Source organism: Roseovarius marisflavi, assembly GCF_900142625.1.
Classification (GTDB): Bacteria; Pseudomonadota; Alphaproteobacteria; order Rhodobacterales; family Rhodobacteraceae; genus Roseovarius; species Roseovarius marisflavi.
This window is the reverse complement of record NZ_FRBN01000001.1, coordinates 436787-450409: the sequence shown is the minus strand read 5'-3', so window position 1 is coordinate 450409 and position 13623 is coordinate 436787. Positions and strand designations below refer to the sequence as shown.

At 61.7% G+C, this 13623-nt stretch carries 14 protein-coding genes; 3 read left to right on the top strand and 11 right to left on the bottom strand.

Annotated features, from left to right (window positions below; genetic code table 11):
* Positions 1–31: 31 nt before the first annotated feature.
* The 3 genes from BUB78_RS02215 to BUB78_RS02205 form a co-directional block, all read right to left on the bottom strand.
* Positions 32–928: a cation diffusion facilitator family transporter gene (locus tag BUB78_RS02215; protein WP_073194495.1), complete on the bottom strand. Its 897-nt coding sequence runs from the start codon at positions 926–928 to the stop codon at positions 32–34.
* 119 nt (positions 929–1047) lie between these two features.
* On the bottom strand, positions 1048–1386 hold the full coding sequence (locus BUB78_RS02210) for a DMT family transporter (protein ID WP_073194665.1): 339 nt from the start codon (positions 1384–1386) through the stop codon (positions 1048–1050).
* Positions 1387–1458: 72 nt separating this feature from the next.
* Positions 1459–1926, bottom strand: coding sequence for an Lrp/AsnC family transcriptional regulator (locus BUB78_RS02205; RefSeq protein WP_073194492.1), 468 nt, complete (start codon positions 1924–1926; stop codon positions 1459–1461).
* Positions 1927–2047: 121 nt separating this feature from the next.
* On the opposite strand from BUB78_RS02205, the gene BUB78_RS02200 reads away from it, so the two are divergent.
* Positions 2048–2254 (top strand): DUF6356 family protein, encoded by a 207-nt coding sequence (locus BUB78_RS02200; RefSeq protein ID WP_073194489.1) that lies wholly within the window; start codon positions 2048–2050, stop codon positions 2252–2254.
* Positions 2255–2324: 70 nt separating this feature from the next.
* On the opposite strand, the gene BUB78_RS02195 is transcribed toward BUB78_RS02200, so the two are convergent.
* The 5 genes from BUB78_RS02195 to BUB78_RS02175 form a co-directional block, all read right to left on the bottom strand.
* The gene (locus tag BUB78_RS02195; protein ID WP_073194485.1) at positions 2325–4529 is read right to left on the bottom strand and encodes an NADP-dependent isocitrate dehydrogenase; all 2205 of its coding nucleotides are present in this window, start codon (positions 4527–4529) and stop codon (positions 2325–2327) included.
* A 157-nt stretch (positions 4530–4686) separates the two neighbouring features.
* Positions 4687–5910 (bottom strand): multidrug effflux MFS transporter, encoded by a 1224-nt coding sequence (locus tag BUB78_RS02190; RefSeq protein ID WP_073194482.1) that lies wholly within the window; start codon positions 5908–5910, stop codon positions 4687–4689.
* 97 nt (positions 5911–6007) lie between these two features.
* The gene (locus BUB78_RS02185; RefSeq protein ID WP_073194478.1) at positions 6008–6388 is read right to left on the bottom strand and encodes a potassium channel family protein; all 381 of its coding nucleotides are present in this window, start codon (positions 6386–6388) and stop codon (positions 6008–6010) included.
* Between the two features lie 6 nt (positions 6389–6394).
* Positions 6395–7033 (bottom strand): DsbA family oxidoreductase, encoded by a 639-nt coding sequence (locus BUB78_RS02180; RefSeq protein ID WP_073194475.1) that lies wholly within the window; start codon positions 7031–7033, stop codon positions 6395–6397.
* A complete protein-coding gene (locus BUB78_RS02175) occupies positions 7020–8546 on the bottom strand; it encodes a class I adenylate-forming enzyme family protein (RefSeq protein WP_073194472.1) in 1527 nt (508 codons plus the stop codon). Before BUB78_RS02175 ends, BUB78_RS02180 begins: the two co-directional genes overlap by 14 nt.
* Before the next feature lie 66 nt (positions 8547–8612).
* Between BUB78_RS02175 and BUB78_RS02170 the strand changes: the two genes are divergently transcribed.
* The gene (locus BUB78_RS02170; RefSeq protein ID WP_073194468.1) at positions 8613–9236 is read left to right on the top strand and encodes a helix-turn-helix domain-containing protein; all 624 of its coding nucleotides are present in this window, start codon (positions 8613–8615) and stop codon (positions 9234–9236) included.
* A gap of 109 nt (positions 9237–9345) precedes the next feature.
* Here the strand turns inward: BUB78_RS02170 and accC are convergent, their stop codons facing one another.
* The 3 genes from accC to BUB78_RS02155 all read right to left on the bottom strand — a co-directional run bounded on the left by accC (position 9346) and on the right by BUB78_RS02155 (position 11907).
* The gene (accC, locus tag BUB78_RS02165) at positions 9346–10695 is read right to left on the bottom strand and encodes an acetyl-CoA carboxylase biotin carboxylase subunit (protein WP_073194465.1); all 1350 of its coding nucleotides are present in this window, start codon (positions 10693–10695) and stop codon (positions 9346–9348) included.
* A gap of 10 nt (positions 10696–10705) precedes the next feature.
* Positions 10706–11194 (bottom strand): acetyl-CoA carboxylase biotin carboxyl carrier protein, encoded by a 489-nt coding sequence (gene accB / locus BUB78_RS02160; protein ID WP_073194462.1) that lies wholly within the window; start codon positions 11192–11194, stop codon positions 10706–10708.
* 170 nt (positions 11195–11364) lie between these two features.
* Entirely contained in the window at positions 11365–11907 is a 543-nt protein-coding gene (locus tag BUB78_RS02155; RefSeq protein WP_170865001.1) for a LuxR C-terminal-related transcriptional regulator, read from the bottom strand.
* Positions 11908–12021: 114 nt separating this feature from the next.
* Between BUB78_RS02155 and BUB78_RS02150 the strand changes: the two genes are divergently transcribed.
* Positions 12022–13521 (top strand): class I adenylate-forming enzyme family protein, encoded by a 1500-nt coding sequence (locus BUB78_RS02150; protein ID WP_073194459.1) that lies wholly within the window; start codon positions 12022–12024, stop codon positions 13519–13521.
* Positions 13522–13623 lie beyond the last annotated feature (102 nt).

Genomic DNA, 13623 nt, shown 5'->3' with positions numbered 1-13623 from the left:
AACGCGCCAAAGGAAAGGGGCAAAACCAACGCTAGGACAGAACGACAATGCCGCTGTGCTTGGCCTTGTGTTCGGGCTCGACATGGATGGTTACGCGCGCATCTGGCAGGGCATCCATCAGGGCGGCCTCGATCCGGTCGCAGAGCATATGCGCCTCGTCGACGGTGGTGGTGCCGGGCATGACCAGATGAAAGTCGATGAAGGTGACCTGTCCGGCATGGCGGGTGCGCAGGTCATGGGCCTCGACCGCGTCACCGCCGCTTGCGGCAAGCGCGATGATCTCGCGGATCTGGGCCAGTTCCTCGTCCGAGACCGCCTCATCCATCAAGCCGCTGAGCGATTGTTTGATCACGCCCCAGCCCGACCAAAGGATGTTGAGCGCGACAAGTGCCGCCATCACCGGGTCAAGCACCCACCATCCGGTGGCAAGCGCAAGCCCGACCCCGATCAGCACGCCCACGGAGGACACCACATCGGTGATCAGGTGCTTGCCATCCGCCACAAGCGCCGGCGAGCGATGCGCGCGCCCGGCACGGATCAGAACAAAGGCCCAGGCCCCGTTGATCAGGCTGGCGCCCGCGTTGATCAGCATGCCCGCAAAGGGCGCGTCCGGTGCGAAGGGCGCCATGAAGCCACCGTAGGCCTCGCGCAGGATAAAGAGCGCCGCGATCACGATGAGAACGCCTTCGAGAACCGCGGAAAAGAACTCGGCCTTGTGGTGGCCATAGGGGTGGTTGGTGTCAGCCGGGCGCTCGGCGACGCGCAGAGCGACCACCACGGCGACGGCGGCGGCGACGTTGACAAGGCTTTCCATAGCATCAGACATCAGCGCCAGCGACCCGGTCAGCCACCAGGCAATCACCTTGAGGCCCATGACCAGCAGGCCGATGATCACGCTGCCAAAGGCCAGCTTCATCACTCGTGTCATCGCGGCAAATCCCCGCCTTTTTGGTTGCGGTGTGTGTCAGGACGGTGGGCGCCTAAGCATCGCGCGCTGGATAGCGGCAAGCGACGCAGGATTCTAGGCTTTTTGCCCGGTTTGGCGGATTAATGCGCCCCGGCGCGCGAAAACAGCTGGATCACCACGATACCGGCAAGGATCATCGCGGTGCCAAGGATCGCGGGCAGGTCGAGCTTCTGGCCAAACACCAGATAGCCGATGGCGGCGATGAACACGATGCCAAGGCCAGACCAGATCGCATAGACCACACCGACCGGCATCACCCGAAGGGCCTGCGCCAGAAAGTAAAAGCTGATGCCATAAGCGACAAAGGCAAGCACCGAGGGCCAGAGCCGGGTGAACTGCTGACTGGCCTGCAGGGCGGTGGTGCCGGCGGTCTCGGCAAGGATGGCGAAGGCGAGTACGAGATAGACCTGGGGGATCATGATGCGCGACCTTTCGTCTTGAACCCGTCCAGCCGTAGCCAATTTTTCGCGACGGCGCAATTTGGCAAATGTCTAGGCGTGGGTCAGGGGGAGTTCGGTGGTATGTTTGATCTCTTCCATCACGAAGCTGGCCGAGACATCGCCCATCGGCACCCGCGCGATCAAGGTCTGATAAAGACGGTCGTAATCGGCCATATCGACCACCTGCGCACGGATCAGGTAATCAAGATCGCCCGACATGCGGTAAACCCCCTGCACCTCGGGCAGGGCGCGGGTGGCGCGGGCGAATTGCGCCAGCCAGTCGGCGTCATGGCGCGCGGCGCGGATTTGCAGATACACGGTCAGCCCAAGCCCAAGCTTTGCCGGATCAAGCAGGGCCACGCGGGCCCGGATCACGCCGGCGGCCTCAAGCGCCTTGACGCGGCGCCAGCAGGCATTGCGCGACAGGCCGACCCTTTCGCCCAAGGCATCAAGCGCCATGGCGGCGTCGCGCTGTAATTCTTTGAGGATACGGCGGTCGATGTCGTCAAGAATGCTCATGGAATTCGCTTTACTTGGGATGCTATCCCACTCTTATGCCATTTTCCCGCATCTTTGGGAGAAAATTGCCATGTGGCGGGGGTAAATTCAATCCAAGCAATCAACCAAGAGGGCCAAGGCCATGATTTCCAAAGTCTTTCTCGATCATCCCAAGTCTGTCGATGAAACCTATCTTGAGCATGCCCGCTTTGCCGGCACGTTCAGCCTGAAACTGTTTGGCGCGGGTTTCGCGGCGCTTGTCCATGCGCTTGTCCCGGCGATGTTTGACAAAACCGCCAGCCGGATGATCGCTGAGATGTACGCAAAGACCCACAATCGCGGCCAATGAAAACGGGGGCCAAATCGGCCCCCCGCTCATTGTCACATGTAGGGTGGGTGAAACCCACGCTCCTGTCGGTTTAGCCGATGATGCCGTTCAGGGTCGCACTCGGGCGCATGACGGCGACAAGCTTGGCCGGGTCGGCATGATAATAGCCGCCGATATCCGCCGGTTTGCCTTGAACTGCGGCAAGCTCGCCGGTGATCTTGGCCTCATTCTCGGCCAGGGCCGTGGCGACGGGCGCGAATTCTGCGGCAAGGGCCGCGTCGTCGCTCTGCGCGGCGAGGGCTTCGGCCCAGTAGCGCGCGAACCAGTAATGGCTGTCGCGGTTGTCGGGCTCACCGACCTTGCGGCTTGGCGAGCGGTCATTGTCAAGAATGCCCTGCGTGGCGGTCTCGACGGTCTCGCCCAGAACCCTGGCGCGGGCGTTGTCCTTGGTCTCGGCCAGGAACTTGAAGCTTTCGCCAAGCGCACAGAATTCACCCAGTGAATCCCACCGCAGGTGGTTTTCGCCCAGAAGCTGTTGCACGTGCTTGGGGGCCGAACCGCCGGCACCGGTTTCAAACAATCCGCCGCCCTGCATCAGCTTGACGATCGAGAGCATCTTGGCCGAGGTCGCCAGTTCCAGGATCGGGAACAGGTCGGTGAGGTAGTCGCGCAGCACGTTGCCGGTGATGGCAATCGTGTTCTCGCCCTTGGTGATGGTCTCAAGGCTGGCGCGGGTTGCGTCACGCGGGGTCATGATTTCGAACTTGTCGGCCACGCCTTTGGCTTCGAGGATCGGCTTGACCATGGCGATAAGCTCGGCGTCATGGGCGCGGGCCGCATCGAGCCAGAAGATCGAGCGATAACCGGTCGCCTTTTGACGGGCAATCGCCAGATTCACCCAGTCCTCGATCGGGGCCTTGCGCGCCGAGGCAGAGCGCCAGATGTCGCCCGCTTCGACGCTGTGCTGATGCAGCACTGTGCCGTCACCAAGCACCATTTTCACAGTGCCATTCGCCGGGATTTCAAAGGTGGTCGGGTGGCTGCCGTATTCCTCGGCCTTTTGCGCCATCAGGCCGATGTTCTGCACTGTGCCGGCGGTCGCCGGGTTGAGCTTGCCATTGGCTTTGAAGAACTTGATCGCCTCGTCGTAAACCGGTGCGTAGCTGTTGTCGGGGATGACACAGACCGCGTCATGTTCCTTGTTGTCCGGGCCCCAGCCCTTGCCACCGGCGCGGATCAGCGCGGGCATCGAGGCATCGACGATCACGTCGGAGGGGACATGCAGGTTGGTGATGCCACGGTCGCTGTCGACCATATACATCGGCGGGCGCGCGGCCATGGTCTCGTCAATCGCGGCCATGATGTCGGCGTTGTTCTTTACCCGCTCAAGCAGATCGCCAAGGCCCGAATTGGTCGAGACACCAAGGGCGTCCATCTCGGCGCCGAATTTCTCGAACACCGGCGCAAGGAACTGTTTGACCGCATGGCCAAAGATGATCGGGTCAGAGACCTTCATCATCGTCGCCTTGAGGTGCATCGAAAACAACACGCCCTCGGCCTTGGTTTTTTCGATTTCCTCGGCAAGGAAGGCGTCAAGCGCCGCAGCGCTCATGTAGGTCGCATCGACCACGGTGCCGGCGGGATAGCTCAGCCCGTCCTTCAGAACGGTTTCGCCATCGGCGGTTTCCAGCACGATCTTGGCCTTGGCGGCATCGGCAAGGGTGGCGGATTTCTCGTTCGAGAAAAAGTCGCCGCCGTCCATCGCCGCGACGCGGGTTTTGCTGTCGGCGCTCCACTCGCCCATGCGGTGCGGGTTTTTCTGGGCAAAGCTCTTGACGGCAGCGGCGGCGCGACGATCAGAGTTTCCTTCGCGCAGCACCGGGTTCACGGCCGAGCCCTTGATCGTGTCATAACGCGCGCGCACGTCTTTTTCAGCGTCGGTTTCGGGCTCCGAAGGATAATCGGGGATGTCATAGCCCTGCGCCTGAAGCTCGCTCACGGCGGCCAAAAGCTGCGGCACCGAGGCCGAGATATTCGGCAGCTTGATCACATTCGCCTCGGGCGTCTTGACCAGCTCACCCAGCTCGGCAAGGTCGTCTGAAACGCGCTGATCGGCGCTCAGCTTGTCGGGGAAGGTCGACAGGATGCGACCGGCAAGCGAGATGTCCTTGGTGCCAACGGTGATATCGGCGGCGGCGGCAAAGCGCTGGATGATTGGCAAAAGAGAAGCACTCGCAAGCTCGGGGGCTTCGTCAACCTTGGTGTAAATGATATCGGGAACAGTTTTATTGACCATCGGGCATACCTCTCGATCAGGTTAAGAAATGTGCCGTGGGTCTGGCGCAGGGGCGGAGCAGACACGCGTGGCACGGAATCGTTTGCTTGGGCGGGTCATAGCGCAAATCGGTGGCGCATGAAAGACGGTATGCGACAGTATACAAAAATAAATTACATCAAACTGCCAGAGCCACCTGCTGTTTGAGCCGCGACATCAGGGCATAGCCCAAAAGCACCGCGATCAGAACGCCGATATGCGAGGGCAGCGGCGTGCCCTGAAACAGCTGTCCGATGGGAATGGCGAGGCTGACGCTGCCGATGGTGGCCAGGGCGCCGACCACGCTTGCGGCGGTGCCCGCAATCGCGCCCATCGGGGCAAGCGCAAGCGCGTTGAGATTGCCAAGCGTCAGGCCGGCCTGAAAGAAAACGCTGGTCTGCCAGATCACGAAAACGGCGAATTGCGCCTGCGGCGGCAGGCCGGTCATCCAGAGCGCAATCGCCAGAACCGACAGGATGATCTGCGCGCCAAGGGCAAAGCCGATCATCCGCTCCATCCCCAGGCGCATGATCAGGCGGGCATTGAGAAAGCTGCCGCTTCCGGCGACAAGCGCCATCACGAAGAACCAGCGCGGAAAGCTCTCGGCGCGGTCAAAGGTCAGCTCGAAAATCGGCTGAACCATGCTGAGCGAGGTGAACAGCGTGGTCATGCAGAGCGTCTGCACCAAAATGGCAAGCCGGGTCACCGGATTGGCCAGCACCTCTTTTATCGCCGCCGCAATCGGGCGCGCTTGAAACGGGCGGCGGCGCTCTGGCGGCAAAGGCTCGTTCAGGCGCAGCGCCATCCACAGCGTCAGAATGCCGGCAAAAACCACGAATGCGCCAAAAACCCCGCGCCAGCCTGCAAGCGCAATGATACCCGCCCCAAGCAGCGGCGCCATTGCCGGGGTCATGGCAAAGATCGTCATCACGAAGGACATCAGCCGCGCCATTTCGCGGCCCGAGTATGTATCGCGGATGATCGCCACCGAGATGATGCGAAACGCAGCCGCCCCGAGGCCCTGCAAGACCCGCGCCGCCAGAAGAGTGCTCAGGCTTGGCGCGATTATCCCCAAGAGCGCGCCTGCGACATAGATCACTGCGCCGATCAGGATGATGCGTTTGCGCCCGAATGAATCTGACAGCGGCCCGGCGATGAAGGTCCCGACGCCAAGCCCCATCAGAAAGCTGGTGATGATAAGCTGTGCGCGGTTGGGGGCCTCGGGCGTCAGCGCCTCGGCGATATGGGGCAGGCCGGGCAGCATGGCGTCGATGGAAAACGCCACCGTCGCCACCATCATCGCCATCATGGCGATGAATTCGGCCTGTGACATCGGGCGCGAGGCGGGAAGTTGGGCGGGCATTGGCTGTCCTTTGGCGTCTCTTGCGCGGCGGCTTGGCACGCATGGCAAAGGCGCAACAGTTGGCCGCCGGGCCGTGCGATGCCCGGTTTGCGGGGCGTTATCGCGGAGGCGTATCCTGATTGGCCGAGGCGGGCTCTTCCTCGGGATTTTCGGGCTGCTGGCTTGGCTTGTGATGGTGCCCGAGACGCGCAATCAGCCATTCGGTGTGCTCTTCGCGCTTTTTTACCGCGAAAGAGCCGAATTGCTGAATGATGACGGCGAAAATTCCCAGGCCGATCATGATAAAGACCGTCGTGCCGATCTTGCCGAGGGCGGTGGCGGGCACAAGGTTGCCATAGCCGACGGTGGAAAGGGTCACGACCGTAAAGAAGTAGCTGTCAAGCCAGCTCCAGCCCTCGACCGCATGAAAAAACGCCGTGCCGCCCGTGATGATCAGCGCAAGCATCGCCAGAAGGGTGAGGGCTTTGGCGCGTTGCATCGCAGCTTATCCTTCGGCCTTCGTGCCAAGTTCGTCGATCACCTTGATCCACAGATCGGCGGGCTGACAGCCGGGCACGGCATGCTGGCCGGCAACGATGAAGGTCGGAACACCGGTGATCCCCATGGCGCGGAACTGTTTGTCGCGATTGGCGATATCCTCGCGGTCTGCCTCGCTCTGCAACAGCCGCAGGATCATCGCTCCATCCATCGACAGGCTATCGGCCAAATCGGCCAGAACCTCGTGGTCGCCGATATCGCGGCCCTCTTCAAAATAGGCCCGGAAGAGCGCCATCGCCATGTCGTTCTGCACGTCCTCGATGCCCGCCCAATGGATCAGGCGATGCGCGTCAAGCGTGTTGGGGGTGCGTTTGATGCCGGCAAAATCAATCTTGAGACCGACCGCCTCGGCGCGCTCGACCACAGGGGCATAGGCGCGGATCGCGCCCTCTTTGCCGCCGAATTTATGCTCAAGATACTCGCGCCGGTCCATGCCCGCGGCGGGCATCTCGGGGTTGAGTTGGAAGGGGTGCCAGGCGATTTCGAAACCATGACCGGGGCGCTCTGCAAGGGCCTGATCAAGAAGGGTTTTCCCGATGTAGCACCAGGGACAGATCGGATCGGAGATGATATCAAGCTTGACCATTCATAGCCTCGTATATGGGCCGCAATGCGCGACGCAGGAGTTTGCCATTGGCCCCGGTCGGCAGGGCGGGCACGTGAAAATATCCACGCGGGCGTTTATAGGCGGCCAGTTCTGCCATGGCGAACTGATCCAGTGTTTCGGGCGGCAAGGGTTCGGGGCCAGTATAGAAGGCCATGATCAGGCGTGCATCCTGTTTTACCTCGATGTCGGTCACGGCGCATTGGGTGACGCCGGGGTGCTGGTTCAGCGCCGCCTCGACCTCAAGCGGCGAGACGCGAAACCCGCCGGCGTTCATCATGTCATCGGCGCGCCCGAGATAGGTGATCTGGCCTTCGCTGTCCATCGCGCCCTGATCGCCGGTCACGAACCAATCGCCGCGAAATTTCTCTGCCGTCGCCTCGGGGGCGTTGAGATAGCCAAGCATGAGGCCCGGATCGTCGCGATGCACGGCGATGGTGCCCTCATGGCCAAGCGGTACCGGGCCATCCGCCCCGAGGATCGCGACACGGCGGCCGTTTTGAGGGCGCCCAAGGCTGTCGTCGGTGACCGGATGCGAGGGGCTTGAGGAAATGAAGGTCGAGCATTCGGACATGCCATAGGCTTCGTAAATCTCGGTACCGGTGGCCTTGGTCCAATGCGTGCGGATCGTGTGCGAGAGTTTTTCACCGGCCGACAATCCATGGCGCAGATCGGGCAGGTCAAACCTCTGGTCTGGCTTTAAGAGTTTTCGGTAAACCCCCGGTGCAGCTGCGAAAATCGTCGCCTTATGCTGCGCAAGCAGGCCCGGCAATTGCTCTGGCCTGATCTCTGGTGCGGGGATAAGCGCGGTGGCGCCAATGGTCCAGGGATCCATCAGCCCGGTGCCAAGCGTATAGGTCCAGTTGAACGCGCCCGCATGGCAAAGGCGGTCGGTGTCGCGCAAGCCGTACCAGCCCTCAAACATCATCTGACGCGCCCAGATCGCGCGATGCGCATGACACACCGCGCGCGGCACGCCCGAGGTTCCCGAGGTGTAGATGATATAGGCCAGGCGATCCGGGGCGCCCATGTCATAGGGGGCCGCAGGCAGATCGCGCATTGCCTCAAGGGTGGGCTGGTCGATGACCGTGACGTGGGTATCAGGGCAGGCAACCCCATGCGCGCGCAGGATGGCGGCGGGGGTCAGCGTGGTGATCATCCGCGCCACCTCGGGCGAGGTGAGCTGCGCCGAGGTGGGCACCGGCACAAGGCCCACGGCAATCGCCCCAAGATAGGCGATCGGAAATTCCACCGTGTTATCAAGGCGCATCAACACCCGGTCGCCGGGCTTCAACCCGGTGCGGAGCAAACCCGTGCCGGTCCCGAGAACCGCCGATTTCAGGCGTGCGTAGCTCCATGAATCTGTGCTCTGATCCCCCAGAACCGCAAGTGCGACCTTCTCGGCACAAGCATCGGCCCGCCCCAGAACATGGGCGGCCAGATTGAACGGGCGGGGGCATGGGGCCTGCGGGCCCTGATCGAAAAGCGATGTCATGCGGGTGGCTTAGGCCGGGCGCGGCTTAGTTGCAAGTGGGGCGAGGCGTGGCTATAGAAATGCCCTATGAGTGACAAAGCCCTCCATGCGCTGATCAGTGTCAGCCGCGACGACGGTCAGAGCCCGGTGGCCGAGCCCCTGGATCTGGGTGGGCGCGTGCGCGAATTGCGCAAGGCGCGGGGCTGGACGCTTGAACAGGCGGCAAAACAGGCGGGGCTTGCCCGTTCGACCCTTTCCAAGATCGAAAACGGCCAGATGTCGCCGACCTATGAGGCGCTCAAGAAGCTGGCCCTCGGGCTTGAGATTTCGGTGCCGCAGCTCTTTACCCAACCACAGCGCGATCAGATCAACGGGCGCATGGCGGTGACACGCTCGGGCGAGGGCGCACAAAAGGCCACGGTGACCTATGAGCACGAGTTGCTTGCCGAGGTGCTCAGCCGCAAGCGGATGCTGCCGTACCGCGCCCAGATCAGGGCCCGCAGCATTGAGGAATTTGACGGCTGGGTGCGCCATGACGGCGAAGAGTTTCTCTATGTGCTGACCGGGATGATCCGGCTTTACACCGAGTTTTATGAACCCATCGAGATGCGCCGCGGCGACAGCGCCTATTACGACGCGACCATGGGCCATAACGTGGTGTCGGTCAGTACCGAAGATGCCACGATCCTTTGGGTCACCTCGCTGTCCTGACCCGCATTCAGGCCTGCTGCCAGACCTGCTTAAAAGACCATATTACGATGTGCAAATGACAAAGGGCAGGTTGCAACCTGCCCTTTGTCATTCGCGCGCGGTGGATGGCTTAGCCCTGAAGGTTGGTTTCAAGCCAATGTTCAAGCCAGTGGATATTGTAATTCCCGGTCTGAATGTCTTCTTCCTGCAATAACGCATGGAACAGCGGCACGGTGGTATCCACGCCATCCACGATCAGCTCGCCAAGTGCGCGCGCCAGACGGGTCAGCGCACTTGGGCGATCTTTGCCATGTACGATCAGCTTGGCAATCAGGCTGTCGTAATAGGGCGGGATCTTGTAGCCGTCGTAAAGTGCTGAATCCATCCGAACGCCAAGTCCGCCGGGGGCATGGAATTGCGTTATCGTGCCGGGACGGGGCGCAAAATCAGGAAGCTTTTCGGCGTTGATCCGCACCTCGATCGCGTGTCCATTGATTTGCAGATCGTCCTGGGTGAACGACATCGGCATACCTTCGGCGACGCGAATCTGTTCCTGGACAAGATCGACACCAAAGATCGCTTCGGTGACCGGATGCTCGACCTGAAGGCGCGTGTTCATCTCGATGAAAAAGAAATCGCCCTGTTCATAGAGAAACTCGATCGTGCCGGCACCGCGATAATTGATTCGCGCCACCGCATCGGCACAGGTCTTGCCGATGCGCGCGCGTTCTTCTTCGCTAATACAGGGGCCGGGGGCCTCTTCCAGAACCTTCTGGTGGCGCCGTTGCAGCGAACAATCCCGCTCGCCAAGATGCACGGCCTGGCCTTTGCCATCGCCAAACACCTGAATTTCGATATGACGCGGCGTGGTCAGGTATTTCTCGATATAGACCTCGTCGTTGCCAAAGGCCGCCTTGCTTTCAGAGCGCGCGGTCAGGAAGGCGCTTTCCATCTCAGAGGCATCGCGCGCCACCTTCATGCCGCGCCCGCCGCCGCCTGCGGTGGCCTTGATGATCACCGGATAGCCGATCTCTTCACCAAGCACCTGCGCCTCTTTCAGGGTTGCAACCCCACCGTCAGAGCCGGGCACGCAGGGCACGCCAAGCGCCTTCATCGTGTCCTTTGCGGTGATCTTGTCGCCCATGATGCGGATATGTTCGGCCGAGGGGCCGATGAAGGTCAGGTCATGATCCTCGACAATCTGAACGAAATTCGCGTTCTCGGACAAAAAGCCATAGCCGGGATGGATCGCCTGCGCGCCGGTCACCTCGCAGGCGGCGATGATCGCCGGGATCGACAGATAGCTTTCGCTGCTGGACGGCGGGCCGATGCAAACCGATTCGTCGGCCATGCGCACATGCATCGCGTCGGCATCGGCCGTGGAATGCACGGCGACGGTTTTAATGCCCATTTCGCGGGCGGCGCGGATGACGCGCAGGGCGATCTCGCCCCGGTTGGCCACAAGGATCTTGTCGAACATTGCCTGTGCCTTATTCGATGATCATGAGAGGCGCGCCATATTCGACCGCGGCACCATCTTCGATCAGGATACGTTTCACGGTGCCTGCGCGCGGCGCGGGAATGTGGTTCATTGTCTTCATCGCCTCGATGATCAGCAATGTATCGCCCTCCGACACCTGGGTGCCGACGCTGACAAAGGCCGGAACGCCGGGCTCTGCCTGGGTGTAAACGGTGCCAACCATGGGCGAGGTCACCGCGCCGGGGTGGCTGGCGGGATCTTCGGCCGGGGTACTGGCGGGCGCGGCGGCCGGGGCGGCGGCAGCGACGGGGGCGGCGGCCATGGGGGCGGCGGCCACTTGCGTGGTGACGATCTCGCCACGGCGGCTGACGCGTACGTTTAGGGTGTCGTCCTCGCCGTATTCACGCTTGACCGATAGCTCGGTCAGGTCGTTTTCATTCAGAAGTTCCGCCAAGGCCTTGATAAAGGCCACGTCCGATTCATGTGTTTTGTTTGACATCAGGTTCCTCGACCAAAAGCGATGGTGCCCAAAGCGGACCCATGGCATTCGTTTTCGCCGCTTATAGGCTAAGCTGAAGCCCGAGAAAAGCGGCCATTTGACCCTATATTTGGGCGGTTTGTGATCAGATTACGAGGGGTTTCCCGAAAATCGGCGCAAATGCGCCCGCTTCAGAGCGGCATGCCCGAAAGTTTTGCAACGAGTTCGGCAAGTTTGCGAGCCTGAAACTTTTCCAGAAGGCGGGCGCGGTAAACCTCGATCGTGCGATAGGACAGGCCAAGCTCAAGCCCGATTTCCTTGGAGGTGAGCCCCCGACAGGTCAGGATCGCCACTTCGCGCTCGCGCTGCGTGAGGGGCACGAGCGGGCGTTCCTCTGAGAGATCCGAGAATGACCAGACGCCGCGCTGAAACGGGGTGTCCGGGGTCACCGACTGACCGCGAACCCGGCACCAGAACAGCGTGCCATCGGCACGCTTCATCACCCGTTCATCGGCATACCGCTCGGTTTTGCGCATGATCGCAAGGCTGCGTTCCCCGATCCGGCGATAATCCTCGATCGAGGGGTAAAACCGCGCCAGCGGAACACCGGGATAGGTCTCTGGGGTGTCGCCGAAGATCGCGGCAAATTGCTGATTGCACTGCCGGATGATGCGATGCTCCAGCACCGCGAGCCCCACGGGGGCGTGATCGAAGGCAAGCTCTTTGATCTGCATGCCGCCTTTATGCCCCGCGCGTGGCAGCACTCCAAGGGAAATGCGTAGATATACGGAATTGATACCGGGCGCGCGGGATGCTTTGGTGGGCGCGCATGAAAGGGAGCTGTGCAGATGAATATCGGGGTCTGGCTGGAGCGCGCGGCGGCAAACGGACCGGGGCGGTCGGCGATCTATCTTGGGTGCGAGCAGGTTTTCGACTATGCCGGCTTTGACGCCGAAGCGCGCGCCGTGGCCGGCGGGCTTGTCGCGCGGGGCGTAAAGCCCGGTGACCGCGTGGCGATTTTCATGGTGAACAGCCCGGCCTATCTTCTGGCGCTTTATGGTGCGTGGTATGCTGGTGCCGCCGTCGTGCCGATCAATGCCAAGCTTCACAGCGCCGAGGCGGCCTGGATCATCCGGGATGCAGGCGCAGGGATCGTTCTGGCGACGGGTGAATTGGCACGAGACCTTGGCGATACTGGTGTGGTTGTCATTGATATTGCAGAGAGCGATGCATTGACCGGCGCGCCGGTCGCCGCCATCACCGCCCGCGCGCCCGATGATCTGGCCTGGCTGTTTTACACCTCCGGCACCACCGGGCGGCCAAAGGGCGTGATCATCACCCACCGGATGCTTGTGGCGATGTCGCTGGCCTATCTTGCCGATGTGGATTCGGTCAGCCCGGGGGATGCCACGCTTTACGCCGCCCCGATGAGCCACGGCGCGGGGCTTTACGCGATGGTGCATGTGCTGCGCGGGGCGCGCCATATCTGTCCGGTGTCGGGCGGGTTTGACGCGACCGAGATTCTTGAACTCGCGCGCCATCATGGCCGGGTGCATATGTTCGCCGCGCCGACGATGGTGAAACGCCTGACGGCGCATGCGCGCGCCAACGGCGCGACCGGAGACGGGCTGCGCAGCGTGATTTACGCAGGCGGGCCGATGTACCTTGCCGATATTATCGCAGCGGTCGATCACTTTGGCGATATCTTCATTCAGATCTACGGGCAGGGAGAATGCCCAATGGCGATCACGGCCCTGCCACGCGGTGAGGTCAGTGACCGAGACCACCCCCGCTGGCGCGCGCGCCTTGGCTCGGTCGGGCGGGCGCAATCGGTGGTCGAACTGCGGATCGGTGATGGCACGGGTCAAGAGGTTGCGCGCGGGAAGACGGGCGAGATCATGGTGCGTGGCGACCCCGTCATGCCCGGCTATTGGCAAAACCCCGAGGCCAGCGACAAGGCCTTTACCGAGGGGTGGCTTTTGACCGGTGACATGGGGGTGATGGACGAGGATGGCTATGTCACGCTTCAGGATCGCTCAAAGGATATGATCATTTCGGGCGGCAGCAACATTTATCCCCGCGAGGTGGAAGAGGCGCTCTTGAGTCATCCCGCTCTGTCCGAGGTTTCGGTTGTCGGCTGCCCCGATGCGGAGTGGGGCGAGGTGGTCATGGCCTTTGTCGTGACTGCGCCGGGCGCGGTGCTCGATGAGGCCGCTCTTGACGCGCATTGCCTGGCGCGGATTGCCCGGTTCAAACGGCCCAAACGCTATGTCTTGGTCCCTGAACTGCCCAAGAACAATTACGGCAAGGTTTTGAAAACAGAGCTGCGCGCGCGTCTGAACGATTAAGATTTTTCAACGAAAAATCTTGGCCATTTTCTTTGCAAAGAAAATGGGGCGTCTTGCGTCTCAGGGCCAAACGCCTTAGATGCGCCCCACGCGGTCGCAGCC

Coding starts and splice junctions, on each gene's coding strand:
- BUB78_RS02215 (WP_073194495.1), bottom strand. CDS start 928: ATGACACGAGTGATGAAGCTGGCCTTTGGCAGCGTGATCATCGGCCTG.
- BUB78_RS02210 (WP_073194665.1), bottom strand. CDS start 1,386: ATGATCCCCCAGGTCTATCTCGTACTCGCCTTCGCCATCCTTGCCGAG.
- BUB78_RS02205 (WP_073194492.1), bottom strand. CDS start 1,926: ATGAGCATTCTTGACGACATCGACCGCCGTATCCTCAAAGAATTACAG.
- BUB78_RS02200 (WP_073194489.1), top strand. CDS start 2,048: ATGATTTCCAAAGTCTTTCTCGATCATCCCAAGTCTGTCGATGAAACC.
- BUB78_RS02195 (WP_073194485.1), bottom strand. CDS start 4,529: ATGGTCAATAAAACTGTTCCCGATATCATTTACACCAAGGTTGACGAA.
- BUB78_RS02190 (WP_073194482.1), bottom strand. CDS start 5,910: ATGCCCGCCCAACTTCCCGCCTCGCGCCCGATGTCACAGGCCGAATTC.
- BUB78_RS02185 (WP_073194478.1), bottom strand. CDS start 6,388: ATGCAACGCGCCAAAGCCCTCACCCTTCTGGCGATGCTTGCGCTGATC.
- BUB78_RS02180 (WP_073194475.1), bottom strand. CDS start 7,033: ATGGTCAAGCTTGATATCATCTCCGATCCGATCTGTCCCTGGTGCTAC.
- BUB78_RS02175 (WP_073194472.1), bottom strand. CDS start 8,546: ATGACATCGCTTTTCGATCAGGGCCCGCAGGCCCCATGCCCCCGCCCG.
- BUB78_RS02170 (WP_073194468.1), top strand. CDS start 8,613: ATGAGTGACAAAGCCCTCCATGCGCTGATCAGTGTCAGCCGCGACGAC.
- accC (WP_073194465.1), bottom strand. CDS start 10,695: ATGTTCGACAAGATCCTTGTGGCCAACCGGGGCGAGATCGCCCTGCGC.
- accB (WP_073194462.1), bottom strand. CDS start 11,194: ATGTCAAACAAAACACATGAATCGGACGTGGCCTTTATCAAGGCCTTG.
- BUB78_RS02155 (WP_170865001.1), bottom strand. CDS start 11,907: ATGCAGATCAAAGAGCTTGCCTTCGATCACGCCCCCGTGGGGCTCGCG.
- BUB78_RS02150 (WP_073194459.1), top strand. CDS start 12,022: ATGAATATCGGGGTCTGGCTGGAGCGCGCGGCGGCAAACGGACCGGGG.